Source organism: Paludisphaera borealis, from assembly GCF_001956985.1.
GTDB lineage: Bacteria > Planctomycetota > Planctomycetia > Isosphaerales > Isosphaeraceae > Paludisphaera > Paludisphaera borealis.
Window position 1 is genome coordinate 5,203,374 of record NZ_CP019082.1, and the last position, 26,778, is coordinate 5,230,151.

A 26,778-nucleotide genomic window follows, 5' to 3' on the forward strand; every position below is an offset into this window, starting at 1 on the left:
CGTCGGGACGGTCGGGTTCGACTTGCGTGACGACGGCTCGTTTTCCTCATCCCACCATCCTGCAAGAGAATGCAAAACCCATGGCGCTTCGAGTTTACAACACGCTGAGTCGGGACAAGGAACCGTTCCAGACGGTCACGCCCGGGCGGGTGGGCATGTACGTCTGCGGGCCGACCGTCTATTCGAAGAGCCACATCGGGCACATGGTCGGGCCCGTGATTTTCGACACCATTAAGCGCTACCTGACTTACCTCGGCTACCAGGTCTCGTGGGTGGTCAACATCACCGACGTCGACGACAAGCTGATCATCCAGGCCCAGAAGGACGGCACGACGGTCAAGGAGCTGGCCGAGCTGGTGACGGCCGACTACCTCGAATGCCTGTCGGCCCTGAGCGTCGACGGCATCGACCACATGCCGCGCGCCACCGAGCACATCGGCGAGATCATCGCCATCACGAGTGGGTTGATCGAGAAGGGCTTCGCTTATGAGTCCGGCGGCGACGTCTATTTCGACGTGAACAAGGCCGAGTCGTACGGCAAGCTCAGCCATCGCGATCCCGACGACCTGCTCGCCGGCGCCCGGATCGAGCCGACGACCCTGAAGCGGAACCCCGGCGACTTCGCCCTCTGGAAGCGGTCGAAACCCGACGAGCCGTCGTGGGACAGCCCCTGGGGGCCCGGCCGTCCCGGCTGGCACATCGAGTGCTCGGCCATGAGCCTCAAGCTGCTCGGCGAGCATTTCGACATCCACGGCGGCGGCCTCGACCTGGTGTTTCCGCACCACGAGAACGAGCTGGTCCAGTCCGAGTCGTACACGGGCGTTCCTTTCGCTTCCTACTGGATGCACAACGGCCTGCTGACGAAGGACGGCCGGAAGATCTCCAAGTCCGATCCCGGCACGATCGTCCTGATGAGCGATCTGCTCCGCGATTACTCGCCCGACACCATCCGCCTCCTGGTGCTCTCCAGCCACTACCGCCGACCGATCGACTATGGGCCGACGCGGCTGGCCGAGATCGACCGCGGCTTGCAGACGTTCTACCGGGCGTTCGAGCGGTTCGAGGAGCTGGGCAACGAGCCGTTCGACCGGCTCGACGCCCCCAAGAACCGCGCGGCTTGGGAAGTCGGAAGCTCGCCGTCCCTCCAGGAGATCGCCGAGCACCGCACCCGGTTCCTCGACGCCATGGACGACGATTTCAACACCGGCGGCGCGCTCGGCGAGTTGTACGACGTCGTCCACGTGGTCAACCGCATGGCCGCGACCCTGACCCCCGGCTCGCCGGCGGCCGACCTGGCCGACTACCGTTCCGGGATGGTGGTCCTCAAGGAGCTGAGCCAGATTTTGGGCCTGTTTCAGAAGCCGCAGGTGAAGCCCGAGGTCGGCGGCGACGCCCTGACCGGCGACCTGCTCGAACTCCTGATCGAGCTTCGCGCCCGGCTCCGCAAGGAGAAGAATTTCGCGATGGCCGACGAGGTCCGCAACCGCCTGACCGGCCTGGGCGTGGTCCTCGAAGACGGGGCGCAGGGGACGCGTTGGCGGATCGAACCGAAGCGTTGAGGCGGTTTCGCGGTTTGTAGCCGACCTGATTTGTAGCTGGCCTCTCTGAGGCCGGCCTGATTTGTAGCTGGTCCCACGGCCAGCGTACAAAGAAGGGAGCGACTCTCATGGTGCGGGGATCGTGCGAATCCGATGCGGGCCTGGAGTCCGACGCGGCCCCCCCGGCCGACGGCGGCGCATCGCCCGTCTGGGACCGGGTCGTCGGCATCGACCCGGGGCTCAACGTGACCGGCTACGCGGTGGTCGACCCCGGTCCGCGAGGGCCCGTAGTCGTGGAAGCCGGCGTGATCCGGCCCGGCTCCGGGTGCCGGGCCTTGGGCCAGCGGCTGGACTACATCTTCCGGAACGTCCAGGAGCTGCTGGCCGCCTACCCGCCCGGCGCCCTGGCGATCGAGCGGGTCCACAGCCACGTCAAGTTCCCCCGGACGGCGATCCTGATGTCGCACGCCCGAGGGGTGATCGTGCTGGCCGCCGCGTCGCGCGGGATTCCGGTTTTCGGCTACGCCGCGGCCCGGGTCAAGAAGACTCTCACCGGCAGCGGCAAGGCACCCAAGGAGCAGATGCAGCGCGCCATCCAGACCGAGCTGAGGCTTGAGGAACTCCCCGAGCCCCACGACGTCGCCGACGCCTGCGCGCTGGCCCTCTGCCATTACCAGGTCGGCCGCAGCCTCCGGGGCCTGAAGGGGCTCTGACGCCGGCCCGGACCGATCGCCCCCTCTCCGGAAATTGGGTTCGTTTGCTCGGAAAACCCCTCGTCCCTTCGCCGGGCCGACGCACCTTCGGGCCCCTCGGAACCGCATTTCCTCCCCCGACGATCCGCGCCCGCCGGGGGCCTCGACGGCCGCCGGAATTGGGTTCGTTCTCGCCCGCTTTTGGACCGGTGTGGACGACGTAAAGCCTTTTGGGGTAATCGATTCGGCCGCGGATTCAGGCTTGGCTTCGTTCGGCCGAAAACGCGGTTGATAATGGGGGCGTCGGGGCCTCGTTCGGCACCGATCACCGGCAGCCGAGGCCTGTGGCCGCCGATCGTCGCGAGGGGCGGATCGGGGCACGGCGAATTGGGTTCTTCTGAAAATCTTCCGGGCCATGTGTCAGGCTGCAGGGGCTGGTAGTTGGCGTTCGCGGTAGTCGGCCCCGTTCTTGAGCAGGTGCCAGATCACCACCAGGATCTTGTGCGCCACGGCGATCAGAGCCTTCTTTTTCCCGAGTCGTGGGACCCATCGACGGTAGCAGATGCTGAAGGCGGTGTTCTTGGCGTGGCTGGCCGACCACGCCGACTGCACCAGGAGCGAACGCAGCCACGGACTCCCCTTGGTCGTCTTGCCGCTGCGGCGTTTGCCGGCGCTTTGGTCGTTGCCCGGGCACAGCCCCGCCCAGGAGCAGAGGTGGCCCGCGGTCGGGAACGACTCCACGTCCGGCCCGATCTCCCCCACGATCACCTCCGCCGCCCGATCCCCCACTCCGGGGATCCCCTGGAGCCGGCCCGCCGCCTCGTCGAACGGCCTCATGGCCTCGTCGATCCGCTCGTCCAGCCGCTCGATCAGGCGTTCCAACGCGTCGATCTGATCCGTCAGCAGCCGGAGCACGAAGCGGTGGTGGTCGGTGACCCGGCCCAACAGCGCCCGCCTCAGCTCGGGGATCTTGCCCCGGAGCCGCTGCTTGGCCAGATCGGCCAGCTTCTCCGGGTCGTCCTGGCCGTCGATGATCGCCCGGATCATGGCGCGCCCCGAGGCCCCCAGGACGTCGCTGGCCACCGACCCCAGCTTGACGTTGGCGTCCTCCAGCGTCTTCTGGAGGCGATTGGCCACCGCGGCGCGGTCGCGGACCAACTCGGTGCGCTGCCGGGTCAGGTCGCGAAGCTCGCGGATCTCCGGCTTGGGGATGAAGCTGGGCGACAGCAGGCCGTGCTGGAGCAACTGGGCGATCCACTCGGCGTCCTTGACGTCGGTCTTGCGGCCGGGGACCTGCTTGAGCCGCCCGGCGTTGACCAGCATCACGTCGAATCGCCCTTCCAGGATGTGGAAGATCGGCTTCCAGTAGACGCCCGTGCTCTCCATGGCGACCTCGCGGACGCCGTGGGCGTCGAGCCAGTCGGCCAGGGCCAGCAAGTCCGCGGTCATCGTGCCGAAGGTGTGGACCACCGAGGCGACCGAGCCGTCGGGGTTGATGTGGCGGACGCAGGCGACGACGGTCTTCTTGTGGACGTCGAGCCCGGCGCAGCGATCGTGAACGATGTCCATGACGTCCCCTCCAACTCGAGTGGTCGGAAACGAAGCAGTCCGAGCCGGTGGGACGACCTCGGGGCGTAAAGCAGTTTCTTCTACGTGCTCCCCCGCTTCCGGGGGGCGACAGGACGGGGTTCGACATGAAGTCGAGCCGAGGCCGGGACCAAGTTCCTTCGCGGGTTCGCGACACCAAAGCCAATGACGGCCTCTCGCCCAGGGCCGGACATCCGCAGCATAACCCAACCCGACCCCATTTTCATGGGACGGGTTGAGCCAAAGGCTCATGACCGTTCCTTCGTCGGTTTTTTGCGTTCCGCTCGCCCGCGCCGAGGGTTTTTTTCGTCGCATCGCGCATTGTCAAAGAACGCCGGGAAAGCCGATCGTCACCCCATAGTTTACGACAGGTCGCCCGCGACTCATTCAGTGATCGGATTGTGTTCTTCTGAAAATCTTCCGGGCCATGTGTCAGGCTGCAGGGGCTGGTAGTTGGCGTTCGCGGTAGTCGGCCCCGTTCTTGAGCAGGTGCCAGATCACCACCAGGATCTTGTGCGCCACGGCGATCAGAGCCTTCTTTTTCCCGAGTCGTGGGACCCATCGACGGTAGCAGATGCTGAAGGCGGTGTTCTTGGCGTGGCTGGCCGACCACGCCGACTGCACCAGGAGCGAACGCAGCCACGGACTCCCCTTGGTCGTCTTGCCGCTGCGGCGTTTGCCGGCGCTTTGGTCGTTGCCCGGGCACAGCCCCGCCCAGGAGCAGAGGTGGCCCGCGGTCGGGAACGACTCCACGTCCGGCCCGATCTCCCCCACGATCACCTCCGCCGCCCGATCCCCCACTCCGGGGATCCCCTGGAGCCGGCCCGCCGCCTCGTCGAACGGCCTCATGGCCTCGTCGATCCGCTCGTCCAGCCGCTCGATCAGGCGTTCCAACGCGTCGATCTGATCCGTCAGCAGCCGGAGCACGAAGCGGTGGTGGTCGGTGACCCGGCCCAACAGCGCCCGCCTCAGCTCGGGGATCTTGCCCCGGAGCCGCTGCTTGGCCAGATCGGCCAGCTTCTCCGGGTCGTCCTGGCCGTCGATGATCGCCCGGATCATGGCGCGCCCCGAGGCCCCCAGGACGTCGCTGGCCACCGACCCCAGCTTGACGTTGGCGTCCTCCAGCGTCTTCTGGAGGCGATTGGCCACCGCGGCGCGGTCGCGGACCAACTCGGTGCGCTGCCGGGTCAGGTCGCGAAGCTCGCGGATCTCCGGCTTGGGGATGAAGCTGGGCGACAGCAGGCCGTGCTGGAGCAACTGGGCGATCCACTCGGCGTCCTTGACGTCGGTCTTGCGGCCGGGGACCTGCTTGAGCCGCCCGGCGTTGACCAGCATCACGTCGAATCGCCCTTCCAGGATGTGGAAGATCGGCTTCCAGTAGACGCCCGTGCTCTCCATGGCGACCTCGCGGACGCCGTGGGCGTCGAGCCAGTCGGCCAGGGCCAGCAAGTCCGCGGTCATCGTGCCGAAGGTGTGGACCACCGAGGCGACCGAGCCGTCGGGGTTGATGTGGCGGACGCAGGCGACGACGGTCTTCTTGTGGACGTCGAGCCCGGCGCAGCGATCGTGAACGATGTCCATGACGTCCCCTCCAACTCGAGTGGTCGGAAACGAAGCAGTCCGAGCCGGTGGGACGACCTCGGGGCGTAAAGCAGTTTCTTCTACGTGCTCCCCCGCTTCCGGGGGGCGACAGGACGGGGTTCGACATGAAGTCGAGCCGAGGCCGGGACCAAGTTCCTTCGCGGGTTCGCGACACCAAAGCCAATGACGGCCTCTCGCCCAGGGCCGGACATCCGCAGCATAACCCAACCCGACCCCATTTTCATGGGACGGGTTGAGCCAAAGGCTCATGACCGTTCCTTCGTCGGTTTTTTGCGTTCCGCTCGCCCGCGCCGAGGGTTTTTTTCGTCGCATCGCGCATTGTCAAAGAACGCCGGGAAAGCCGATCGTCACCCCATAGTTTACGACAGGTCGCCCGCGACTCATTCAGTGATCGGATTGTGTTGATTCGGTTGGCTTTGGCGACTTCGCTGGAGATGCGGATTCTGGCGCGGTTTGCCTTTGGGCCGTCGACGGGCCGGGCCTGAATTCCCTTCTCCCCTGCGGGAGAATGTATGCTTGCGACAGCGCTTGGCTAGGTTACAAGCCCGAAGCGCCAGCGAGTGAATTCCCCGCTGTCCGACCGGAAATTCACTCGCTGGCGCTTCGGGCTCCATTCGGAGGCCGCCCGCGTGACTTCTCGTCAGCTCATTTTCATGAGGCCGGGTGTCGCCACGGCGTCATGATGGTTTGTATCGCCGGTCGACTGTCGAAAGCCCGCGGCTCAGAGATCGTTGGCGGTCGACGACTGCGCGGGGCCGGTCTGCATGGGGAGCTTGTGAGAGCGGGCGGCTCCCCTGGCGCCCGGCTTGCCTTTCAGGCCGGTTCGGACCGAGGAGTGAGCCACGGGCGCGGGGTCGGTCGAAGTGGCGTCGGGCTTGGTTTCGCAGCCCGTGGCGACCGCCAAGGCGGCCGTCGCCGCGGCGAGGAGGACGAACGTACGAATCGGCATCGAGTGGGTCCTGGAATCGGGGTCGTGAATCGTTGAGAAGCGTTACTGGTCGGCGCTGACGACTTCGCTGCCGGCGCGGGTGGCCATGGCGCGGTAGGCGGCGACGCTGACGCCGTCCTTGATGAACCGGACCGAGCCGTCGGCCAGCGCGAAGTTGGCTCCGCCGGGGTGCATGCTGCGGAAGCCCATGTTCCCGTAGTTCTGGCACGACGGCACGCTGATCCAGTCGGGCGGATAGAGCGCGGTCCCCAGGCAGTCGTAGAGCACCGCCGTCCCCGGATCGCGCGGGGCGTTGAGCTTGGGGACGGCCGTGGCGCCGCCGGTGATCCGCAAGTCGTTGAGCGTGCCGGGGACCTGGTTGGGGCCCGACCACCAGCCGCCGATCAGGTTGGTGTAGAAGTTCGACCCGGACGGCTCGTCGCGGAATCGCGAGGTCTCGCCGAACAGGAGGGTGTTGCTTGTCCCGTCGACGATCGAGGACAGTCGGTGGCACCAGTTCGTGCCGAAGACGCCGTCGCCCGGCACCTGGTTGCAGATCTGGAAATACTGGCCGGTGGGGTCGGGGATGTCGCCGGTGTTCGACCAGTTCATCAGGTATTGTTCGTGGAGTCCGTTGTTCGAACCGTACGAGGCCTGTGAGAACGGAATGACGTCGGCGCCCGTGAGCGGGACGTAGTCGGTGTCAGAAGGGCAGACGTAGGCGTCGGTTCGGACGGCCTCGCTGGTGAAGTTGGCCCGGCTGTTGTAGGGGCGGGTCAGATTGAACGCGTTGTAGCCGTTGTTGCCTTCAAGGAACGGCCAGATGTAGGCGAAGACCGTGTGCGAGAGCTGCGGCGTGAAGTCGCAGGGGGTCGGATAGCCCGGGCTGAACGGGGTGATCGAGATGGTCCGGCGGCCGAACGGCAAGCTCGCGTGGGCCGATTCGTAGTTAAGGGTCGCCAGCGCAATCTGCTTCAGGTTGTTGAGGCACTTGGCCCGGCGCGACGCCTCCCGCGCGGCGACGACGGCCGGCAGCAAAAGGCCGATCAAGAGCGCGATGATCGAGATCACGACCAGCAGCTCGATCAGGGTGAACGCCGTGCGTGGCCGGTTCATGGTCGGACCCTCGTCGCGAGAAGGAATCTTTCTGTGTTCGGAACAGTTGCGAAACGATCCTGAAAACTAGAGACGGCCGCCGGGGCGTCGAGCTTACAGGCGACTTTTTCGCGGCCCGAGGCGCGAACGGCGGCGGACGGTGACTTACCCTCCAGGAGGGAATCGTCGCAAGGCGGCGGGAGATTCCTCGTGAGACGGGGAGAACCGGCCTGGCGGGCGCGCGAGACGCCCTCGACTTCGAGCGGGACCGCGGAGCGACCGACTTCGCAGACCTGCACTCGCAATCGACTGGAAGTTTAGAGACGAGTCAGGAAATTTGCAAGCAAATCATCATTTATGCACGAAAAATGTGATGGCATGAAGAGTCGGTGAAATCGCTCGGCCGGCCGTCGGCGGTTCGGCCTGGATTCCGACTTCGATCGTCCGCGCGCGCCCGGCCGGCGCGGCGGGCAGGCTTGACCCCTTCTCCTCGCCCGCGATACGATGAAGCCGCGTCGTTCCGGACGTGCGTGCGGGCGTCTGGGGGCGGGTCGACTGGGTCAATCAAGGGGGGCGTCCGGGGGCGAAGTCGTGGGGCGTGGCGAATCGTCGTCCGCGTCTCGAAACGGCGGCCTTGGGACGGCCAGGCGGTGGGATCGATCGTGGAGATCACGCTCAACGGCCGGAAGCGCGAGGTGCCGGACGCGCTCAACGTGGCCCGGCTTCTCGGGTTGCTGGAACTGAAACCCGAGCACGTCGCGGTCGAGCTCAATCGCGGCCTGGTGACGCGCTCGAAGCACGCCGAGACCGACATCGCGCCGGGCGACACGCTGGAGATCGTCACGCTCGTCGGCGGTGGTTCGCCGTCCGCGCCTGCCGCGGCCGAGCCGGAACTGCTCTCGATCGGCGGCCATGCGGTGCGCAGCCGGCTGTTCGTGGGGACCGGCAAGTACACCACGCTCGAACTGATGCGCGATTGCCTGGAAGCCAGCGGGGCCGAGGTCGTCACCGTCGCGGTGCGCCGCGAGCGGCTGGTCGACCGCGACGGCCGCAACCTGCTCGACTTCCTCGATCCCGGCAAGTACACGATCCTCCCCAACACCGCCGGCTGCTTCAGCACCGACGAGGCGCTGCGGACGGCCCGCCTGGGCCGCGAGCTGCTCCAAGGGCTCGGCAACCCCGGGGCCGACTGGGTGAAGCTCGAAGTCCTGGCCGACACCCGGACGCTCTTGCCTGACCCGGTCGCGACCCTTGACGCGACGAGGGTGCTGGTCGCCGAGGGCTTTCAGGTCCTCTGTTACACGAGCGACGATCCGATCATGGCGCGGCGGCTCAAGGAAGCGGGCGCGGCGTCGGTGATGCCGGCCGGCAGCCCGATCGGCAGTGGGCAGGGGGTCCTCAACCCCAACAACATCCGGATCATCCTCGAAGATCTGAAGGGGGACGATCCGTCGTACCCCGTGATCGTCGACGCCGGGGTGGGGACGGCCAGCGACGTGGCGATTGCGATGGAGCTGGGCTGCGACGGCGTTTTGCTCAACACGGGGATCGCCGGGGCGAACGACCCGCTGCGGATGGCCCACGCCATGCGGTTGGCCGTCGAGGCGGGCCGGCTGGCGGCGGGGGCCGGACGCATCCCCAAGAAGCTCTACGCCACCGCGTCGAGTCCGACTCAGGGCCTGGTCGGGCGCGCCTGATCGTCGCTGAGCCGACGCTCCGCCTTCACTCGCTCGGGTCGTTTCCTCCCTCACGGACGTCGCATGGCAACAACCCGACTGGACCCCGCCTCGATTCTCGGACCCGACGGCGCCGTGGCGCGTCGGCTGAAAAGCTACGAGGTCCGCGAACAGCAGCTCCAGATGGCTGACGCCGTGGCGAAGGCGATCGAGGACCGCCATCACCTGGTGGTCGAGGCCGGGACGGGCGTCGGCAAGAGCTTCGCCTACCTCGTGCCGGCGATCATGGCCGCCGTCGAGATGAAGAAGAAGATCGTCGTCTCGACGCACACGATCGCGCTCCAGGAACAGCTCCTGAGCAAGGACATCCCGTTTCTGCGGTCGGTGATGCCCCAGGAGTTCTCGGCCGTCCTGGTCAAGGGGCGCGGCAATTACGTCAGCCTCCGCCGGCTCGACGTCGCAGTCAGCCGTCAGGCGACCACGTTCCAGAGCGCCGACGATCTCGACCAGCTCGCTTCGATGCGGATGTGGGCCGGACGGACGCAGGACGGGACCCGCTCGGATCTCGACTTCCGGCCGAATCCCGGCGTCTGGGACGCGGTCCAGAGCGAGAACGGCAACTGCCTGGGCCGCGAGTGCCCGCGCCACAAGGAATGCTTCTACTTCAAGGCCCGCCGCCGCGTCTGGACGGCCAACCTGCTGATCGTCAACCACGCGCTGTTCGTCAGCGACCTGGCGTTGCGGGCCTCGGGCTTCGGGCTCTTGCCCGATTACGACGTGGCGATCTTCGACGAGGCGCACACCCTGGAAGCCGTCGCCGGCGAGCACCTGGGGCTCCAGCTCTCGAACGTCGGCGTCGACTACACGCTGGCCCGGCTCTACAACGATCGGACCAAGAAGGGGACGCTCGTCTACCACCACATGCTCGAAGCCATCGAGCAGGTTCGCCGGGTGCGGACGGCCTCGGAAGACTTCTTCGAGGTCGTCGCCCAGTGGCACGCGAAGCAAGGATCGAGCGGCAACGGCCGGGTGCGAAAGCCGATCGACCTCTCCGCCGCGCTCGCCGAAGAGTTGCGCAAGCTCGGGAACGCCATCGATCGAGGCTCCGAGGACATTGCGGAGCTGGACACCCGCATCGAGCTCTCCTCGGCCGCCGAGCGCTGCGAGGGGCTCGCCGACCAGGTCCAGAGATGGGTTCGGCAGTCGGCCGAGCAGCAGGTCTACTGGGTCGAGTCCGAGAACAAGGGGAGGCGTCGCATCCGGTTGGCCTCGGCCCCGCTCGACGTCGGCCCGACCCTGCGGAAGACGCTTTTCGAGCAGGTCCCGACCTGCGTGTTGACCTCGGCGACGCTCTGCGTCGGGTCGCCCCCCAAGTTCGACTTCCTCAAGTCGCGGCTCGGCCTGACCCGCGCCGAGACGCTCGCGCTGGGGAGTCCGTTCGACTACCCGCGCCAGGTCAAGATCCACCTGGCCCGCAACTTGCCCGACCCGTCCGAGCAGCCCCAGGACTACGAGCGGCAGGTGATCACGGCCATCGCGCATTACCTGGAGCAGACGCAGGGCAAGGCGTTCGTCCTGTTCACGTCGTACCGGATGCTCGACGCCGCGGCCCGGGCCTTGACGCCCTGGCTGGCCAAGCGGAACATCGCCTTGTTCGCCCAGAGCGACGGCATGCCGCGGTCGAAGATGGTCGAGGCGTTCAAGGCCGACGTCGACAGCGTGATCTTCGGCGCCGACAGCTTCTGGCAGGGGGTCGACGTGCCGGGCGAGTCGCTCTCGAACGTCATCATCGTCCGCCTTCCGTTCTCGGTCCCCAGCCACCCGCTCCTGGAAGCCCGCCTCGAAGAGATCCGCCGCCGCGGCGGCAACCCGTTCGTCGAATACCAGATCCCCGAAGCCGTCATCAAGCTCAAGCAAGGCTTCGGCCGCCTGATCCGCACCCGGACCGACCAGGGCATCGTCGCTATCCTCGACCCCCGCGTCCTCACCAAACCCTACGGCAAGACCTTCCTCAACTCCCTCCCCGAATGCCCCCGGATCGTCGATCAGCACGATTTCAGCCGACGGCCGTCGTCGTAGGCTTGAAGCTCAGGTAGAACGACCGCTGACCCATAAGGATTTGTCCCCGATTTCTTCCCGCGATGCCGAGGACGGCGCTGGAAGGGACAGCATCGCTATGCTGCGCTTTTTATTTCTTTCTATGCCCACGCAATGTCCCTGTTTTTCGACTTCAACGGTTCCATGATGATTCACATCACCTTTCGTTGAAGGCCACCCCTCGTTGTGCCACGATTCCGGTCCTCGGTGTGACATCCACGCCTGAGATCTTGGCAAATAGCAATCAACGAAGGTGCAAATGATGACGAACTCGATGCAGAGGATCAGAGTAGCGACAGCGCTGCTGGGTGTTCTTGTTGTGACGGGGGCCTGCCCGACCCACGCGACCCCGGTCTTCGACCAGCCGACCAACCTCAACGGGGCGTATGCGAGCCAGAACGACCCCAGCGGCGGACTTGGCAATTTCGCCACCGTATACGACAATTTCACGATCGGAACGGGAGCCACGATCACCGACGTTTCCTGGGTGGGGAGCTATTTCAATGGAGCTCCCGCCGCCATATCCGGGTTCACGCTGACGTTTTACGCAGACAACGCCGGCCAGCCGGGCACCGCGCTGGCGACCGATTTTATCGTTGGGAACGCCAACGAGACTTCACTCGGTCTCGACGATCAGAGTGACCCGGCTTTCAGCTATTCGGCCATTCTAAACACTTCTTTCGCCGCTACGGCCGGCACGCAGTATTGGTTGTCGATCGTGGCCGACATGGGCTTCCCTCCGCAGTGGGGTTGGGAGTACGGCACCGGCGGCGACAACTCGGCCTACCAGGACTTCTTCGGGATCCGATCCCCCATTGCGAACGACTTCGCGTTCTCGCTGGACGGCGTCCCCCTCTCCGCCGTCCCCGAACCCGGGACGCTGACGAGTGCCTGCACCGCCGTCCTGGCGGGCCTCGGCTGCACCTGGCGCCGCCGTAGGCGAACCGCCGCTTGAGCTTCCAGCCGGTCATCGGGAGAAAACGGGGATGTGACGCGTTTTAGCCGCTTACCTGTTCTATATCCCCGTTTTCCTGTTTTTAGCAGACCTGGGCCGATATTCTTGCCTTGTCATCTGGCGACCTCGTAAAGCCGCAGACTGGCGTTGTCGTTAGGGGGGCGTGTTCGACGCCACGACCAATCCCTGAGCGGCGTCGAATTCCGCGCCAGGCCCTCGTCACGACCCGGCCGGCAGAGCAGGATCGCGGGCCCGGATGGCCGGTCCTGTACTCGCACGACCTCGCCCGCCTTCCGATAATAGCCCAGCGGGTCGGCGACCCAGTCTTCGGCTGCCAGGACTGGGCGGTTTGGATACTCAACGTCCAGGTACTCCGCCACGGCACGCCAAGGTGGCTTCGTATACATCGGGAAGGCCGAGGGCACCGCCGCTGTCAGCCATGCCAAGGCCCCGACGAGGGCGACCCTGCCAAGCCACCGGGGACAGTTCGCAGCCCAGAGGCCGACCAAGGCGACGAAGGCCAGCGCCGGTCCCATGAATTGACGCTCCGCCCAGACGGACTTGGGACCGTAGGCTGACAGGGCGAAGACGACCAGGGGCACGCCCACGCCGATCCCGGTCAGGGCGAAGGCGGGCGGGGACAAGCCGCGTCGAATCGCGGTCGCATAGTACGCCACTCCTAGGGCCGCCAGAGGGAGCAAGAGCCACCGGGAACGGATGCCAGGCACGTCGCCGAAAATTCCGGCGTAGAACCAGACCAATTCCTGCGGCGTCGGCTGCTTGATCCAGTCGATGTGCGGCAGCGGGTCGGTCCCGTGAAGTATATGACTGCCCATCGCAGTAATTAGCCACGGTAGGACGGTCGCGACGGCCAGAACGCCGCCGACGACCACGAGCACTTTTTCCCGGCGCGGCAGGACGAGCAGCAGGATGGCAATCTCAGCGGCGACGGTTAAGGCGGCGATGTACTGCGCCCAGGCTAACACGGCGCAAGTCACCGACCAAACGACGACCCGGCCGCGGACGGCTGGAGCGTCCAGCAGCCTCAGGAGGGCGAGCAGGTTGGCGGCCGAAAGGAGTGCGATGAGACTGTATGGACGGGCTTGCTGGCCGTAGTAGACGAAGAAAGGAGAGACGGCCACGAGTGCCAGAGCACCAAGGGCCGGCCCCGGCGGCATAAGTCGGCGTAGCAGGAGATGGGTGACGACGAGGAACGCCGCCGAGCAGAGTACGCTGAACGACCGCACGGAGATCTCTCCGACCTCGAACGCCCGCACCCAAGAGAACAGCAGGAGGTTATGCAGCGGCGGGTGGGGATGGTCCATCAGGGATTGCCGGATCATCCCCCCGAAGGGCTGCGCCGCAATCCGGGCGGAGAACAGTTCATCAATATCAAAATTGTAGTCGATCTGAACTGTTCGCAGGGCGAGGCCGATCATGCAGATCGCCAAGGCGGCGATGCGTTCGGTGCGGCCGGTCATGGGGGACACCCTCCAGGGAGAGCGTAACGACTGCCTTCAAGGCCGCCGTGAGGGCGGTCGACTCTCATCTCGGCCTTGACGCGTGCTTGTCCACTTTCATTCGACTAGCAACGATTCTGTTACCGAATTGTCGCACTAAAATCACTTGAATGACAAGAAAATCACCCGAATTATACGGCCGCAACCTCGGCGGAGGAGTTGGGGCGGGCCGGACCGGAGAACGCCGTTGCGGACGACGTGGGTGGCGCAGCAGCGGGATCGGGGCAGGGGCGAGCGTTGGGGGGCCATCCCATGGGGCTACGGAGATCCCCGCCATCGGGCCACTACCCCAGAGCGAATGAGTCGATACAATATTCGTGGTGACAAGGATGAAACGGCTTCAGGGGTGTCGGCGCTTGAACGACTCGGACGAACGACACGCACCCCTTGACGAGCCACGAAACGTCCCGAAGGAACTCGGTAGAGTGGCCGCCTTCATGGCCGTCGCCGTCGGGGGGCCGTTTCTGGTGCTGTGGTTCCTGGTGTCGGGGCCAACGGTAGAGAACGTTTCGTCCAAGAAGGTGACCTCCGCCGACTACATCGGGGCCAGGTCCTGCCGCGAATGCCACCCCGGCGAGGCGGCGTTACATTCGCGATCGGGGCATGCACGTACACTTCAGCCCGGCGCGATGGTCGATTTCGCTGGCTGGCTCGACGGGCGTACCGCCGTCGATCCCGAGCATCCGGAATCATCATGGGCTTACGCGTTACGGGATCATGATCTGATCGCGTCGCGAACTGAAGCCGGCAAGGTCGCCGAACACACGCTCGATTACGCGCTTGGCTCGGGAACACATGCCGTGACCTTCCTGAGCCTGACCGGTCGAGACGCCGAGGGGCGTGCGCTCGGCCTCGAACATCGCTTGACCTACTTTACAGATCGTCAAGAACTCGATGTGACACCGGCCCAGGAGGCCGGGGCGAACCCGATCGGCCGGTCCGCCGACGGACACGCGCTGACGGCCGATGAGACGATGAAATGCATGGGCTGCCACGCGACCCGGCTCTCGGCCGATGACGAGCGATTCATCGAACCCGCGGCCATCATGCCGAACGTTTCGTGTGAGCGCTGCCACGGACCGGGCCGATCTCACGTCGAGGCGGCGCGTCGCGGAGACAAGGCCCTTCGGATGCCGTTCGGCGAGTCGAAGCCCGCCACCGCCGAGCTCAATATCCGGCTCTGCGGCCAATGCCATCGCCTCCCCGAATACGTTCCCCGCGACCAGCTTCGCCCCGACAACGCGATCCTCGCCCGGTTTCAGCCGGTCGGTCTCATGCAATCCAAATGCTACACTCAAAGCAAGGGGACCCTCAGTTGCTCGACCTGCCACGACAGTCACGCACCGACTTCACGCGATAAAGTCGAGTATGAAGCAATCTGCCTATCGTGCCATTCCACCCCGCCGCAACATGCCTGCCCGGTCTCATCGCAATCCGATTGCCTCAAGTGTCACATGCCCCCGCGCGACTCGGGCAACGGAATGATGTTCAGCGACCACTGGATCCGCAAGGGCCCTTAGAGAGATTCACTCTCGTTTTACTCTGATGTGGTCCGTTCAATCGTGGTCATGCCTCGCTAGATCGCGCGGCGAGAATCGCGCCCGATGGCCTGGCTGGGTGCTTGAATGTAAGACGATTCAGTGATATAGTGTGCTAGTCAGCTAGTTCGCTAATTCGGTTCTGCCCCGTGTGAGCGAGCTTGTGGATCGAGCCGAAAGGCCACGTCTCGACTGAACTTCAGATCGTCGAGGCGACCCGGTCGAGATCGATCTCGGGCATGCGTCGCGCCGGGGAGGTCGTGTCCTCTTGTAGTGACGTCTCGGTCGCACCAAGTCCGGGAGCTCAGCCATGACTCGACGGAACGTCCCGCGTCGCGGGTTCACGCTGATCGAACTGCTCGTCGCGATCTTCATCATCGCGATCCTCCTCGCCCTGCTGCTGCCCGCCGTGCAATCCGCTCGCGAGTCGGCCCGGCGGCTGCAGTGCACAAACAACCTGAAGCAGATCGGGGTGGCGTTGAACAACTACGCGGCGTCGGCGGGGGGGCTGCCGCCCGGGCGGTGTTGGAACGGGTTCTCGCTATACGTCCCCCTGCTGGGGCACCTCGAACAGACGGCCCTGTACAACTCGCTGAACACGAACGCGTGGGTGTCGATCGCTTACGACTACCCGCCCGGCCTCCCGATCGATGCGCATCACACGGCCGCCGTCACCAGGCTGGCCGTCCTCGCCTGCCCGAGCGATTGGGCGCCTTCGTGGGTCTCGGCGACCACCAGCTACGCCGGCAATGTGGGATATGGTTTCCAAGGGGCCCGTACCGCCGCCGCCGGGGTCTTCGACGGGTTGTCCACGGCCTCCGTCACGCTCGCCCAGATCGTTGACGGGGCCTCGAACACGGTCGCCGTCTCGGAATGGGTCCTCGGGAAGGGAATGGGCGTCTCGTCAGAGCCCACGGCCAACATTTACTCGGTTCCCACCACCACCGATTTCGACCGCTTCGTCGAGGCGTGCGATTCGAGCGTCGGCGTCTACCCGCCCGGGCCGAACGGCAAACGCTGCTTCTGGCTGCAAACGGACCTGACGCACACCCTCTACAATCACAATCAGGGCGTTGGGAAGCCCTCTTGCGGCAACGGAAATAACATCCCAACCGGCTCATGGACCGCGGCGAGCCGTCACGCCGGCGGGATTAACTCCCTGGCCGTCGACGGGCATGTAAGCTTCTACAAGAACACGACGGCGCGCGCCATCTGGCGCGGGTTGGGGACCCGGGCCGGCGGGGAGACGATCTCCGCATCGGATTGACGGGTCGGCGGGCGAGAAAAACGGGGACGTAGCGCTTTCGTCTGGGCTATCCCCCGTTTTCTCGTTGTTGCTTCGACGTCCCGATCCTCAGCGCCGATCTGGGCTTCTTATTCGTCCCCCGACGGACCGTACATGCCGGGGACCGGGAGGTCGTTCAGGCGGAGGTAGACGCAGAGGTGTGCGCGGTGGTGCATCAGGTGGTTGAGGATGAAGCTGCGGATCATGGCCGAGCGCGGCATGGTGAAGATCGGATCGCCGCCTTTCGCCAGCGTCCACGGGGTGCCCACGTCCTGGTCCTTGACCTCGGTGATGGCCTTCCTCGCGGCGGCGACGTTGCGGTCGAAGAGTTCCACGATCTCACGGCTGCTGGTCAACTTCGGGGAGACGTAGGGTTCGCCGTCGACCGGGGCGATGTCAAGCGACGACGTCGTCAGCACCGCGACGAGCCAGTTGGGGATGTCCGCCACGTGGTTGGCGTTCCATCCGATCGTGTGCGACTTCGGGTGGGCTTTCCAGTCGAGCTTGTCGTCGGGGATTCGTTCGAGCACCTTGCGGGTGTTCGCCATCTCCTGATCGAACTCCGGCAGAAGGGTTTCCGAGTAAGTCATGAGGGCCTCCCTGGAAAACGAGTGTATAGGTGGTTTCCACTTCCACGTCAGAGGGGATTGGAACCAGACGTCGGTGTGTTTGTCAACGCCTGTACACTGATTTTTGGAGGGCAGGACGGAGTTTTCTGGAACCACCCACGCATGAAATAAAGGGGCAGATGAAACAGAGGGGCAGGAGCGTTGTTTGGCCTGCTCCCCGTCCCTTTCCCCATTTTCTTCCGCGTCGGGGCCGGGGCACGCCCCACAAATGGGTTGAGGCTAGCGGCGCGGGACGGTACTTTACTCTGTCCCAATCCCGCGAAACTCCAAGACAGGACCATCAGCGTGGCCAGACCGAGCGTCTACTTCGACATCAGCATCGACGGCAAGCCCGCCGGGCGTATCACCATGGAACTGTTCGACGACGTGGCGCCGAAGACCGCCGAGAACTTCCGCGCCCTTTGCACGCACGAGCAGGGCTTCGGCTACAAGGGTTCCTCGTTCCACCGCGTCATCCCCCAGTTCATGCTTCAGGGGGGCGACTTCACGAACCACAACGGCACCGGCGGCAAGTCCATCTATGGGGCGAAATTCGCCGACGAGAACTTCACGCTCAAGCACGACCGGCCGTTCCTCCTGTCGATGGCCAACGCCGGGCCGAACACCAACGGCTCGCAGTTCTTCATCACGACGGTGCCGACCGCGTGGCTGGACGGCAAGCACGTGGTCTTCGGCGAGGTGACCGAGGGTTCGGACATCGTGAAGAAGATCGAGGGGCTCGGCTCCGGCAGCGGGAAGCCGGCGGCGAAGATCCTCGTCGAGGATTGCGGCCAGATCTGATCGCGGCCATGGCGTCGGAGGGAGGCGGGCCAGCCAAGTCCCCGTTTTCCCTCCCAGACGCAGGACTTGATCGGGATGAGGCGGATCGCGAACTTCCGGCCGACTTCAAGTGTCCGTACGAGGCCGTAACACCGCCCATTCACTGAGGATGCGCGATGGAACTGTTCGCGATCGAGCCCCTATTCTTCGCCGTGGTGTTCGTGATCGTTTTCGGAACGATGGCCTACAGCATCGTCGCCGGAATCTTGGAGTGGTCGCGCAACAATAGCCTGCCGATCCAGGAGTTCCCTGCGCGCGTCGTGACCAAGAGGGCCGAAACGCGCGGGCGGTCGTATCAGCATTCGCATGGCCGCGTCTCGACCTTCTATTTCGCCACCTTCGAGCTGAAAGGCGGCGATCGATTCGAGTTCAGCCTCTCCGGGCCGGAGTACGGGCTGCTCGCCGAAGGGGATGAAGGTACGTTGACGTACCAGGGGACGCGGTATCACGGGTTCCAGCGGCGGGTGTGATTCAGCGCAAGAGCCGCCGCCGCCATCGCCGCGGCCAGGTCGGTCGTCCAGCTCATCCAGGTCTTTCTTGACCCTGGCCGCCGCCCATTCGGACAGCACGCCTTCAGCCTCCGCGTCGAACCGGTGCTGGCCGCGACTTCGTGGAAATCGCGCCGAACGGAAGTTCAGGTCCGGAAATTGGCCTGTCGCCGAAATCCGATCGGCAGTATGACGAGGGTCACGTCGCGTTACGGGCATGAATGTGGAGACTCGATTTCCTCGTTCGGCCCGATCCAAACCGATGGCCTTGACCCGACAAGAAAACCCTTCTGGCTGAATCTTCATCGCCGTCTTCGCCCCGCATGCCAGGCAATCACGCATTTCGGAGAACGGCAAATGAAGAGGCAGGAACGAACACGTCGTTCGCGCCCATTGGGCCAGGTCGAATATCTCGAAACCCGCGCCCTGATGACCATCGCGGCGGTGACGCCGTTGCCGGATATGAGCGTCGCCACCGGTGCCGCAGCGGCGCCCGTGAATCTGGGCTCCTACTTCAATGATCCGAGCGCAGCCCCCAATTTCGCGATTTTCGACACGACGCTCGGCACGATCCCGGTCCTGCTGACCCCCGCGACGACGCCGAAGACCGTCGCGAATTTCCAGAACTACGTGAACAAGGGCGCTTACACCAATTCCGTCGTGCACCGATCGGTTCCCGGCTTCATCTGGCAGGCGGGCGGCTTCCAGCTCTCCTCCAAGCCGGACATCGCGGCCACCCCGACGGACGCCCCGGTCCAGAACGAGTACGGCGCGTCGAACGTCCGCGGCACCATCGCGATGGCCAAGCTCGGCAGCGACCCCAACAGCGCGACCAGTCAGTTCTTCTTCAACGAATCGGACGCCAACGCCTCCAACCTCAACAACCAGAACGGCGGCTTCACCGTCTTCGGGCACGTGGTGGGAGCCTCCGGGCTGGCGGTGATGGACGCGATCGCAGCGGTGCCGGTTCCCTCGCCGGGACCCATGTCCTCGCCGCTGGATTCGGCGCCCCTGCAAAATTACAAGACCGGGGCGGCCGTTCAGCCTTCCAACCTGATCCTGATCAAGAGCGTGACCACGGCCGATGAGGCTTTCTCCGCTCAGAGCAACGCCCCCGGCGTGGCCTCGGCCTCGCTCCAGGGGAACAATCTGATCGTAACCCCGCTCGCGGCGGGCACCGCGAAGATCACCGTCACGGGGTACGGCTCGGACGGCGTCGCCGCGACGCAGACGTTCTCCGTCACCGTTTCTCAGGGGACGCCCCCGGTGACGACCCCCCCAGTGACGACGCCTCCAGGCACGACCCCCCCGGTGACGACGCCCCCGGTGGTTCAGCCCGCATCGGACCTGACGCCGGCCGCCAGGGGCGCTCTGCCCGCTTTGGTGGTCGCCGGTCAGAAGGCCAAGATCCAGCAGACGGTCACGCTGACCGCGTCCTCGATTCCCGTCACACAAAGAGTGCGGGCTTCATTGATCCTTTCCACGACGACGACCGGCTCGCCGAGCGACTTCACGATCGCGAGCGCCGCGGCGAATGTCAGGCTGAAGCTGGGCAAACAAGCCAAGCTGAACCTCTCGGCGAAGCAATTGGACGCGAGCGTGCCGGCCGGAACGTATCACGTGCTCGTTTCCGTGACCGACCCCGACGGAGCGAAGACGACGATCGACACGGGCAGGACGCTGGTCGTACGGGCGCCGCAGGCGAAGCCCGTCAGAAGATGAACCCGCAGCGCCAGCGAGTGAATCGATTCCAACGGCCACCGGAAATTCACCCGCTGGCGCACCGGGCTCGTGATCGGACCTGGCCGACCGGACGCGCGGGAGTCAGTGGCGGATCTCGAATCCAGGGGCGCCCGATTCTCTCAGTTGGTCGCGCGCCGTCCGCCAGGTCGCGTTGTCGAGGGACTGGATCGATCGTCGGGCGGCGTCGAGCCGTACTCCCGTGAGGACCTCCACCCGGGCGGCGGCCTGTTCCAGGTCGTCGGGTAGTTCTCGGGCGATCGGGAAGATCCGCGCGGTTCCGGCGATGTCTCCAGTCAGGAGCGAGCTGCCGTCGGGAGCGAAGCTGACGCACCAGACGTCGTGAGCATGCCGGAACGCCGGGCCGATCGGCTGTCCGGTGGCGGCGTCCCAGATTCGCGCAGTGCGGTCTCGGCTGCCGGTGGCGACCGACTTGCCGTCGGGGCTGAACGCCACGGCGAAGACCCAGGCCAGGTGCGGCAGGGGAGGGGCGAGGAGTTCGCCCGTGGCGGCGTTCCAGATGCGGGCCATGCCGTCCTCGCAGCCCGTGACGATGGACCTACCGTCGGGACTGACCGCGACGGTGCTGACCGCGCCCGGGTGCTGAAGGATCGGGCCGAGGGATTTCCGGGTCGTCACGTCCCAGGCCTGGGCGGCGCCGGCGTCGAGTCCGACGATGAGAGCCCGGCCGTCGGCCTGGAACGTCAGGGCGTCGACCGAGCCGGGGTGGACGGCCGGCTCGCCGATCGGCTGTCCGGTTGCGGCGTCCCAGAGGCGGGTCGTCCGATCCGCCCCCCCCGTGGCGACGGTCTTGCCGTCGGGGCTGAACGCCACGACGTCGGCGCCCTGCGGGTGCCAGAGGGGCTGGCCGATCGGCTTCCGCGTGGCGGCGTCCCAGAGCTGCGCCGGGGAGCCGCCGACGACGAGGGTCTTGCCGTCGGGGCTGACCGCGACGGAGCGGACCCGACCCAAGGAGGGCATGCCGCCCCCGACCTGGCCTGCCGAGGCGGCGTCCCAGATCCGCGCCGGGCCCGCGCCGGCGGCGAGGAAGGTCCTCCCGTCGCGGAGGAACGCGACGGTCTCGCCGGCGAGCGGCTTTTCCATGGCGGGCCTGCGATGGCGGCACGACTCGGCGTCCCAGACGCGCACAGTGTGGTCGCTGCTGGCGGTGAGGAGGGCCCGGCTGTCGGCGCGAAACGCCACGGCCACGACCGGCCCCTGGTGGATGAGGGGAGGGCCGATGGACCTGTGGGTCGCGGCGTCCCAGAGCCTCGCCGTCTTGTCTTCGCTCGCCGTGGCGTAAGTCTTGCCGTCGGGGCTGAACGCGATGCCTCGGACGTAGCCCCGATGCAGGTTCGGCTCGCTGTTGATCGGCTGGCCGGTCGTCGTATCCCAGACCCGCACTCGGCCTCCCCAACCGCCTGTGACGAGGATCTTGCCGTCGGGGCGGAACGCCACGGACAGGAGCTCGGTTGTATGCTCCAGCGGCCCGCCGATCGGCCCGCCGTCGGAGGTGTTCCAGAGTTGGGCCGTCGCATCCCGGCTCACGGTGGCGATCATCGCGCCTCCCGGATCGAACGCGACGGCGGTGACCGGCCGCTGAGAGGCGAGGGGCGCGCCGATCGGCTCGCCGGTCCAGGCGTTCCAGAGCCGGGCCGTCTTGTCCGCGCCGCTGGTGGCGACCATCTTGCCGTCGGGACTGAACGCCACGCAGAGAATTCCGCTTTTGTGCGTTAGCGGCGGTCCGACTGGTCGCCTGGCGGCGACGTCCCAGAACCTCGCCGCGCCGTCGCTGCCGCTGATCAACGCGGTCTCGCCGTTGGGGCTGATCGCCACACTCTGGACCGCGCCGGGAAATTGCAGGGGTTCTCCAATCGGCCGGGCCGTATCGGCGTCCCAGAACCTCGCCGTGCGGTCGTCGCCGCCCGTGAGGATGGTCTTGCCGTCGGGGCTGAAGGCGGCGGCGTCGACGGGGCCTTCGTGGGAGAGGAGGCTTTTCAGGCGCGGGAACCGTTCGCTCCAGGCGGACACGTTGGCGAGCGCGAGGTGTTGCCAGTCGAGGTCGGCCGCGTCGCGGGCCGACCGCCAACTCTCAAGCGTCCAGAGCAGCCCCGCGGCGATCTCCTCCTTCTCGAAAGCCGCCTGGCCGCGGTCGAAGTCTTGCCGGGCCAGGAGACGTTGGGTCGCGGCCAGCGACACGTGCAGGCTCTCGCGCACCTTGGTTTGGGCGTCCGCGAGTTCCTGGATCTCGCGAGCGGCCCTGACTTGCTCGGCCAACGCCTCACGCAGGCTCTCGCGCTCGTTGGAAAGGGCGTCGGCCAGGCCCTGGACCTCGCGCGCCGCCCTGCCTTGCTCGTAGGCGTAGATCATCGAGGTCGTCGCGGCGGTCGCCAGCGCCGCCGCGACGACGACGGCCGCGCCGGCGCCCGCCGGGTTGCGGCGGCACCACCGCCAGCTTCGTTCGATCCGGCCGGATCGGCGGGCGAGGATCGGTCGGCCCGCGACGAACCGCCTCAGATCCTCCGCCAACTGGCCGGCGGTTGCGTACCGCTCGCCAGGCGTGTTGGCGAGCGCCTTCATGACGATCGTTTCCAGGTCGCGCGGGAATCGACGGTCGAGGTGCCGAGGCGGCGTCGGGCTGCCGTTCAGCAGGCGATCGATCAGCCTGACTCGGTCCGGCTCGTCGAACGCCGGCCGGAACGTCAGAAGCTCGTACAACGTCGCCCCCAGGGCGAAGACGTCGCTCCGGGGGTCGGACCAGCCGCTGAACCGCTCCGGCGCCATGTACCGCAAGGTCCCGACGACGTCGCCGGTCCGCGTCAACTCGTCGCCGTCTTGAATCTTGGCCAGCCCGAAGTCGGTGACCCAGACGTGTCCGTTCGCGTCCATCAGCAGGTTGGACGGTTTGATGTCGCGGTGGAGGACGCCCTGCCGGTGAGCGTATTCGAGAGCCTCGGCCACCTGGACGCCGAGCCACGCCACGCTGTCGAAGTAGCGGGCCTCGATCCGTGGAGACGGACTGGTTCGGACGATCGGCGCGATCGGGGTCTCCGATCGCGCCTCGCTTGCGGAGTCCGCGACCGGGGTCGACTGGGGGTGGAACCGGCCGTGGTAAAGGTCCCGGGCCAGACCGCTCGAAAGCTCTTGGTCGGTCGGCGGATCGGCGGCGATGGGCTTGCGCCGCTGCCGACGGACTTCGCGGAGCACCAGGTCAAGCCCGAGCCCATCGATGAACTGCATGGTGAAGAAATGGAGGCCGTCGTGCTCGCCGAGCCCGTACACGGGCACGATGTGGGCGTGCTGCAACCGCGCGGCGGCGAGGGCCTCGCGGCGGAACCGCTCAAGGCCGGTCGTGTCGCTGGGGTGCTGGAAGGTGATGGTTTTCAAGGCCACGTGGCGGCCCAACGATTCCTGGACCGCCTCGTACACGACTCCCATGCCCCCCGACCCGACGGGGCGAATCAGGACGTAGTCGCCCAGCCGCTGGGGCATCCGAGCGAGCGCCGCGGATCGACCGGACGGAGGGCCGGCCTCGCTTTCGAGGCCCAGTTCCTCCATCGCCAGCATGGCCGGGATGAGCGAGCGGAGCCGCTCGGCGTGGTCGGGGTGCTCGCCGACGAATTGGGTCAACGACGGCCGTTCGCCCCCTCGATGTTTGTCGAGGAATTCGTCGATCAGGATCTCGAACGGGTCGAGGTCGGCGGACGGCTCGCTCATCGCGTCAACTCTCCGAGCCGTCGCCGGCGGGATTCATGATCTGCTTCAGCTTCTCGAGCGCGCGGAGATACCGCTTGCCGGCCGCGGCCTCGGAAATTCCGAGCACCGTCGCGATCTCGGCGCGGCTCAACTGCTCGAAATGCCGCAGCGCCAGCACCTCGCGATCGATCGGCGCCATGCCGTCGAGGGCGATGCGGAGCCGTTCCCTCGTCTCGGCGCGGATCGCGGCTTCGCTGGGGCGGGCGCCGTGGTCCACGAAATGAGCGGCCAACGCGGCCGACGAGGCTTCGGGAAACGCGCCCGGACGGAACGACGCCTCCTGGTCGACGCCTCTCATCCGGACGCCCAGATGGCGGCGGTGCAACGTCACCACCTTCTGGCCCGTGAGGAATCGGAGCCACAGGAAGAAGGGCATCGTGGGAGAGCGCAGATAAGACGGCAGTCGCGTCGAGGCCTCCAGGTACGCCTCCTGGATCACATCCGATGGGTCGATCCGCTTTTTGAGCCTCGGATCGAGCCGCGCGGCGATCATCCGGCGGAGCCGGTCGCGATGCCGGACCAGAAGCTCCTCAAGCACCTGAGGATCGCCCTGGGCCGCCTGTTCGAGCAACTTGTTCGTCTCACTCGAATTGCAGGTCATGGATGTTTCCACCAGGGTTTCAAGACCGCATCCCCCTCGCGCGCGAACCCCTAACAAGCATGAAACCGCGCAAACGCCCCCGCGCGGGACATCGATCACGAAAATTATGAGCCGAATCCGGGGCGGACCGGGGCCGCTCGGGCACCATCTCCGATCGAATTGTCCCGTCGGCGACGATTCGCGCGGTTCAAGGAAGTAAGGTGCGGTCTGAATCCCAGCGGTCTTGTGGAATCATTCGCCATGCTCCAATCATACAACGGCCGTGAGATGGAATCATGGACCCGCCAGACGGCTTTCCCCGGGACGGGACGCATTGTCCTGGTCCAGGGCGCGGCGACCGCCCTGATCGTCCTCCTCGTCGCGGCGATGACGTGGGCGGCCTGGTTGAGCGCCGATTCGACTCGACCCGATGAAGGGGGGGCGACCTACGAGTATCCCGGCGCGGGCATGATCGTCCGTTCCGAGACGCTGCACCTCTGGCTGCCCGATACGCTCGGTGAGTTGGCGAGTCCTCAGGTCCAGCGCGAGGTCATGCGGGATTTCGAGGGCTTTCGACGATTCCTCGAGCACCGAGGCCAGCAGAGGATCCGCATCGCGGTGACCTACCGAGCTTATCAGGTCAACGGCGGCTGGACTGACATCACGCTCGTCCGTCGCCCCTACGACGAGCTGAGCTATTTTCAGGAGCTCTCGGCCATCCTGGCCGGCGCCGGCGGAGAGCCCGACCACAACGCCGCGGACCGCCTTGGCGCTTTGGTTCAACTCGTCCCCGAAGAACTGCTGAGTCGCGAGCCGTCGGCGATGGGCGCCGGGATGCGACGGATCGTCGATTAGCCCGACCTCAGTCCACGGCCGCCGTCGTGGCGAAAGGCCGTTCGCGACTCGCCGATTCGCCGCCGATCACCGGCGTCGACCTCTTCCGCAGCCGTCGCAAGAGTGGGCGCTGGACGAATTCGGACCAGGTCAGGGCGGCGGCGAGAGTGACGATCACGAGAGCCGCGAGCTGGCCCGTCGTGCCGGTCGATCCTCGGAAGACGGCCAACGCGAACCCGAGACCGACCGGCATCTGCAACGCGAACAGGCCGAAGCCGGCGTCGGCCAGGCGGTCTTGCCAGGAGCCGGAAAGCTGGCGGCTGAGGAACCCCTTCCCGGCGGCGAGGTCGGCCAGGACGACGAGCGTCAGCGGAGCCAGGAGGCCGTGACGGAGCAAGACGTACGGCACGGGCGCGAAGGCCAGAATTCCGAGGATCGCCGCCGCCGCCAGGTCGCCGCGCGCGATTCCCGACTTCGGCCCGTCTGCCGGTTCGTTCGTCCTCAGAACGACGAGCCGGCCGAGGACCACGCCGGCCAGGAACTGGGGGAGCCAGACGAGCGGATCGAAACGAAGGACGTTGAGCCAGAACCCGCCGAGCGTGATGGCCGTGGCGTTCCAGGCGTCGCCGTAAGGGTCGACGATCATGTACGCGCACGCCGGGGCGATCGAAGCGGCGAGCAACCCGCCGAGCATCCTGCGCAGCGCCGGAGCTTCGAAGCCCGCGATCCATCGACTGAAGCCCGGGAACACGAGATAGAGCGGCACGAAAGCCGAAAGCGCCCACGCCGGGGCGTTCCAGGCGATCGCGTACGACGGGAACCACGACTGGATCAAGGTCAGGTTCGTGGCGACCATCGCCGCCATGTCGCCCGGGGTCGTCGGCTTCGCCGTGATCGGCAACAACGCAGGAGCCGGTGCCAGCAGGATCAGCGAAAGCAGATAAAGCGGATACAACCGGAACACCCGCCCGACCCAGAATGCGCGGTCGGAAACCTTGGGCCGGCCGTCGGGACGAAGATACGCATAAGCCAGCAGAAACCCCGATAGCTGGAAGAACACCCCCGTCGAGATGAAACCTTGACTCAGAATCCGCGACACCGGCGTCGGCAGCCGATCCAGGATTTCAAACGTCATCAGCCCGGCGCGATGCGCCTGCATGATGTGGAAAACGTAGATGTGCAAGCAGGCGACGAGCCTCAGCCCCGAGATCGCCGTGAGCCGCGGGCGCGAGGTCGAGGTTGAACCGGGCCGGGCGTCGGGAACGAAGTGCGTTTTCATGAAACCAAGCGGCCTTGTCAGGTCAGCACGAGTGCAGCCCCGCGCGGCGGGGAACCGGAAGCCGGCGAGCACGCGTCCCGCGACGCCGACGCTCTATTGATTCCGTCGCCGCCGGGAAGGGTCAAGGGCAATGTTACGTG

The 26,778-nt window shown here is 66.2% G+C and carries 20 protein-coding genes; 11 read left to right on the forward strand and 9 right to left on the reverse strand.

What is annotated here, in order from left to right:
- Positions 1–80 precede the first annotated feature (80 nt).
- Positions 81–1,559: a cysteine--tRNA ligase gene (gene cysS / locus BSF38_RS20060; RefSeq protein ID WP_076348599.1), complete on the forward strand. Its 1,479-nt coding sequence runs from the start codon at positions 81–83 to the stop codon at positions 1,557–1,559.
- Between the two features lie 107 nt (positions 1,560–1,666).
- Positions 1,667–2,251, forward strand: coding sequence for a crossover junction endodeoxyribonuclease RuvC (gene ruvC / locus BSF38_RS20065; protein WP_076348601.1), 585 nt, complete (start codon positions 1,667–1,669; stop codon positions 2,249–2,251).
- A gap of 399 nt (positions 2,252–2,650) precedes the next feature.
- Here ruvC and BSF38_RS20070 read toward each other — a convergent pair whose 3' ends face one another.
- From BSF38_RS20070 to BSF38_RS20085, 4 genes are all read right to left on the reverse strand, one after another.
- On the reverse strand, positions 2,651–3,799 hold the full coding sequence (locus BSF38_RS20070) for an IS110 family RNA-guided transposase (RefSeq protein WP_076343043.1): 1,149 nt from the start codon (positions 3,797–3,799) through the stop codon (positions 2,651–2,653).
- 450 nt (positions 3,800–4,249) lie between these two features.
- On the reverse strand, positions 4,250–5,398 hold the full coding sequence (locus BSF38_RS20075; RefSeq protein ID WP_076343043.1) for an IS110 family RNA-guided transposase: 1,149 nt from the start codon (positions 5,396–5,398) through the stop codon (positions 4,250–4,252).
- A 742-nt stretch (positions 5,399–6,140) separates the two neighbouring features.
- Positions 6,141–6,368, reverse strand: a complete 228-nt coding sequence (locus tag BSF38_RS20080) for a hypothetical protein (protein WP_076348603.1) — start codon at positions 6,366–6,368, stop codon at positions 6,141–6,143.
- 42 nt (positions 6,369–6,410) lie between these two features.
- Positions 6,411–7,463 (reverse strand): DUF1559 domain-containing protein, encoded by a 1,053-nt coding sequence (locus BSF38_RS20085; RefSeq protein WP_076348605.1) that lies wholly within the window; start codon positions 7,461–7,463, stop codon positions 6,411–6,413.
- Positions 7,464–8,101: 638 nt separating this feature from the next.
- Between BSF38_RS20085 and thiS the strand changes: the two genes are divergently transcribed.
- The 3 genes from thiS (at position 8,102) to BSF38_RS20100 (ending at position 12,170) form a co-directional block, all read left to right on the forward strand.
- Positions 8,102–9,139 (forward strand): sulfur carrier protein ThiS, encoded by a 1,038-nt coding sequence (gene thiS / locus BSF38_RS20090; RefSeq protein WP_099092108.1) that lies wholly within the window; start codon positions 8,102–8,104, stop codon positions 9,137–9,139.
- Between the two features lie 63 nt (positions 9,140–9,202).
- Positions 9,203–11,197 (forward strand): ATP-dependent DNA helicase, encoded by a 1,995-nt coding sequence (locus tag BSF38_RS20095; RefSeq protein WP_076348609.1) that lies wholly within the window; start codon positions 9,203–9,205, stop codon positions 11,195–11,197.
- 277 nt (positions 11,198–11,474) lie between these two features.
- On the forward strand, positions 11,475–12,170 hold the full coding sequence (locus BSF38_RS20100; protein WP_083713113.1) for a DUF7901 domain-containing protein: 696 nt from the start codon (positions 11,475–11,477) through the stop codon (positions 12,168–12,170).
- Between the two features lie 113 nt (positions 12,171–12,283).
- On the opposite strand, the gene BSF38_RS20105 is transcribed toward BSF38_RS20100, so the two are convergent.
- Entirely contained in the window at positions 12,284–13,651 is a 1,368-nt protein-coding gene (locus tag BSF38_RS20105) for a glycosyltransferase family 39 protein (RefSeq protein WP_076348611.1), read from the reverse strand.
- A 464-nt stretch (positions 13,652–14,115) separates the two neighbouring features.
- On the opposite strand from BSF38_RS20105, the gene BSF38_RS20110 reads away from it, so the two are divergent.
- Positions 14,116–15,210, forward strand: coding sequence for a multiheme c-type cytochrome (locus BSF38_RS20110; RefSeq protein WP_076348613.1), 1,095 nt, complete (start codon positions 14,116–14,118; stop codon positions 15,208–15,210).
- A gap of 328 nt (positions 15,211–15,538) precedes the next feature.
- On the forward strand, positions 15,539–16,495 hold the full coding sequence (locus tag BSF38_RS20115; RefSeq protein WP_076348615.1) for a DUF1559 family PulG-like putative transporter: 957 nt from the start codon (positions 15,539–15,541) through the stop codon (positions 16,493–16,495).
- A 107-nt stretch (positions 16,496–16,602) separates the two neighbouring features.
- On the opposite strand, the gene BSF38_RS20120 is transcribed toward BSF38_RS20115, so the two are convergent.
- Positions 16,603–17,103, reverse strand: coding sequence for a DinB family protein (locus BSF38_RS20120; RefSeq protein ID WP_076348617.1), 501 nt, complete (start codon positions 17,101–17,103; stop codon positions 16,603–16,605).
- 324 nt (positions 17,104–17,427) lie between these two features.
- Here BSF38_RS20120 and BSF38_RS20125 point away from each other — a divergent pair, with 324 nt between their 5' ends.
- From BSF38_RS20125 to BSF38_RS20135, 3 genes are all read left to right on the forward strand, one after another.
- A complete protein-coding gene (locus BSF38_RS20125; protein WP_076348619.1) occupies positions 17,428–17,922 on the forward strand; it encodes a peptidylprolyl isomerase in 495 nt (164 codons plus the stop codon).
- Positions 17,923–18,077: 155 nt separating this feature from the next.
- On the forward strand, positions 18,078–18,431 hold the full coding sequence (locus BSF38_RS20130) for a DUF2500 domain-containing protein (RefSeq protein WP_076348621.1): 354 nt from the start codon (positions 18,078–18,080) through the stop codon (positions 18,429–18,431).
- A gap of 375 nt (positions 18,432–18,806) precedes the next feature.
- Positions 18,807–20,171, forward strand: a complete 1,365-nt coding sequence (locus BSF38_RS20135) for a peptidylprolyl isomerase (RefSeq protein WP_076348623.1) — start codon at positions 18,807–18,809, stop codon at positions 20,169–20,171.
- Positions 20,172–20,273: 102 nt separating this feature from the next.
- Here BSF38_RS20135 and BSF38_RS20140 read toward each other — a convergent pair whose 3' ends face one another.
- Both BSF38_RS20140 and BSF38_RS20145 read right to left on the reverse strand, forming a co-directional pair.
- Positions 20,274–23,906, reverse strand: a complete 3,633-nt coding sequence (locus BSF38_RS20140) for a serine/threonine-protein kinase (RefSeq protein WP_237170537.1) — start codon at positions 23,904–23,906, stop codon at positions 20,274–20,276.
- A 4-nt stretch (positions 23,907–23,910) separates the two neighbouring features.
- Entirely contained in the window at positions 23,911–24,546 is a 636-nt protein-coding gene (locus tag BSF38_RS20145) for a sigma-70 family RNA polymerase sigma factor (protein ID WP_076348625.1), read from the reverse strand.
- 240 nt (positions 24,547–24,786) lie between these two features.
- Here BSF38_RS20145 and BSF38_RS20150 point away from each other — a divergent pair, with 240 nt between their 5' ends.
- Entirely contained in the window at positions 24,787–25,380 is a 594-nt protein-coding gene (locus BSF38_RS20150; protein ID WP_076348627.1) for an HAD family hydrolase, read from the forward strand.
- Between the two features lie 7 nt (positions 25,381–25,387).
- Here the strand turns inward: BSF38_RS20150 and BSF38_RS20155 are convergent, their stop codons facing one another.
- Positions 25,388–26,638 carry an acyltransferase family protein gene (locus BSF38_RS20155; RefSeq protein WP_076348629.1) on the reverse strand — a complete coding sequence of 417 codons (1,251 nt, stop codon included), beginning with the start codon at positions 26,636–26,638 and terminating at the stop codon, positions 25,388–25,390.
- Positions 26,639–26,778 lie beyond the last annotated feature (140 nt).